The sequence below is a fragment of the Stenotrophomonas sp. HMWF003 genome (genome assembly GCF_003061285.1).
Classification (GTDB): domain Bacteria; phylum Pseudomonadota; class Gammaproteobacteria; order Xanthomonadales; family Xanthomonadaceae; genus Stenotrophomonas; species Stenotrophomonas maltophilia_AP.
This window is the reverse complement of sequence record NZ_QAIW01000381.1, coordinates 13,773-16,411: the sequence shown is the minus strand read 5'-3', so window position 1 is coordinate 16,411 and position 2,639 is coordinate 13,773. Positions and strand designations below refer to the sequence as shown.

Below are 2,639 nucleotides of genomic sequence, written 5' to 3'. Positions count from 1 at the left end.
GTGCTGGCCAACGACACCCTCAACGCCGCCACGCCGTTGCCGGCCGACGTGGTGCTGTCGCTGGTGGGCGCGCCCACCGGCTTTGCGATCGCCGCCGACGGCACCGTCAGCGTGGCCACCGGCACCGCGTCCGGTGCCACCACGCTTACCTACCAGATCTGCGAGGCCGCCGCGTCGGCCAACTGCGCCACCGCCAGCGTGGCCCTCGTGGTCGCTCCGGCACCGGCCAACGACGCCTTCGCCGTGCAGGCCGGGCAGACCCTGAGCGGCAACGTGTCGGGCAACGACAACATGCCGATCGGATCGGTGTACGCGCTGCAGGGCACGCCGCCGGCCGGGGTCACCTTCAACGCCGATGGCAGCTTCACCTATGCACCGCCGGCGGGCACCACCAGCCCGGCCAGTTTCACGTACCAGGCCTGTTTGCCTGCGCCGAACAGCGCCGTGTGCGGCACCGCCACGGCCACGTTGAACATCAACAACGGCCTGCTGGTGGCGGCCGATGACAGCTTCGGTGCGATCGCACCGGGTGCCAGTACGCCCAGCGTGCTCGGCAACGATGCGCTCAACGGGGTGACCCCGCCGGCCGCGGCCACGGTGTCGCTGTCGCTGGTGGGCGCACCGGCCGGTTTCACCCTCAACCCCACCGGCACGCTGTCGGTGGCAGCCACTGCGCCCACCGGCGCCATCGTGCTGGTCTACCAGGTCTGCGAAACCGCGGCGGCCAACAACTGCGCCACGGCCAACATCGCGCTGGTGGTGCGCCCGGTGCCGGTCAACGACGTGATCGCGGTGCAGTCCGGCCAGCCCAACACCGGCAACGTGTCGGGCAACGACAACATGCCGGCCGGCTCCACCTGGAGCGTGGCCGCGCCGCCGCAGGGGCTGGTCTTCAACAGCAACGGCAGCTTCACCTATACGCCGCCGGCCGGCACCCTCGGGCCGGTCACCTTCAGCTACCAGGCCTGCCTGCCGGCGCCGGACGCCGCGGTGTGCGGCACGGCGACCGCCACCTTGAACATCGCGGTGAACGCGGTGGAGGCCAACGACGATACGTTCGCGGCGCCGATCACCGGTGGTTCGGCCACGCCCAGCGTGCTCACCAACGACGCCCTCAACGGGGTCACCCCGCCGGCGTCTGCCGATGTGCAGCTGCTGCTGGTGGGCGCGCCGCCCGGGTTCGTGATCAACAACGACGGCACCGTGCAGGTGCCAGCCGGTGCTGCTGCCGGTGCCACCGTGCTGAACTACCAGCTGTGCGAGGCCGCGTCGCCGACCAACTGCGCCGCCGCCGCGATCCGCTTCGTGATCACCCCGGCACCGCAGATCGATGCATTCGCCGTGCAGGCCGGTGGCACGCTTGCGGGCGTCAGCGTGGCCGCCAACGATGGCATGCCGGCGGGGTCGAGCTGGGCGGTGCAGGGCACCCCGCCGACCGGCCTGCAGTTCAACGCCAATGGCAGCTTCACCTACACCCCGCCGGTGGGCACCACCGGGGCGGTCACCTTCACCTACCAGACCTGTTTGCCCGCGCCCAACGGCGGCGTGTGCGGCCTCGCCACGGCCACGGTGAACGTCAACCTGGGCACGCTGGTGGCTGGCGATGACAGTTTCGTCGGCATCGTGCCCGGCACCGCCACGCCCAGCGTGCTGGCCAACGATGCGCTCAACACGGTGAGCCCGCCGGCAGCGGCGAGCGTGCAGCTGAGCCTGGTCGGTGCGCCGGCCGGCTACGCCATCGCCGCCGATGGCACCATCACCGTGCCCGCCGGCGTCACCTCCGGCCCGGCCACGCTGACCTACCAGATCTGCGAAACCGCCGCGCCGTCCAACTGCGATACCGCCACGGTGTCGCTGGTGATCAGCCCGGCCGCGCAGAACGACGCGTATGCCGTGCAGGCCGGCGGCTCCATCAGCAACGGCAACGTGGCCGCCAACGACAACCTGCCGGCAGGCTCGACCTGGGCGCTGCAGGGCGCCACGCCGGCCGGGCTGACCTTCAACGCCGATGGCACCTTCACCTACACCCCGCCGATCGGTACCCCCAGCCCGGTGGTCTTCACCTACCAGGCATGCCTGTCGGCGCCGAACGCCGCGCTGTGCAGCACCGCTACCGTCACCCTCAACATCAGCAACGGCACCCTGGTGGCGGTGGACGACACCCTCAGCGGCGTCGCCGCAGGCGGCACCACCAGCGTCAGCGTGCTGGCCAACGACACGCTCAATGCGGTGAGCCCGCCGCTGCCGGCCAGCGTTGTACTGAGCCTGGTCGGTGCGCCGGCCGGTTACACCCTCAATGCCGACGGCACCCTGAGCGTGGGCAGCACCGTGACATCGGGCACCACCACGCTCACCTACCAGATCTGCGAAGCCGCCGCGCCGACCAACTGCGATACCGCCAGCATCACCGTCATCGTCAGCCCCACGCCGCTGAACGATGCCTTCTCGGTGCAGGCCGGGCAGACGTTGAGCAACAGCGTGGCGACCAACGACAACCTGCCGGCGGGGTCGACCTTCACCGTGCAGGGCACCGTGCCGGCTGGGCTGACCTTCAACCCCGACGGGTCGTTCACCTACGCCCCGCTGCCCGGCACGCCGAGCCCGGTGAGCTTCACCTACCAGGCCTGCCTGCCGGCACC

General features: G+C 71.0%; 1 protein-coding gene. It reads left to right on the top strand.

Annotation, left to right across the window (positions count from 1 at the left end; translation table 11 throughout):
* Positions 1–2,639 (top strand): Ig-like domain-containing protein (locus DBR34_RS21850; protein WP_219928315.1); only part of this gene is annotated, 2,639 nt, incomplete at both ends.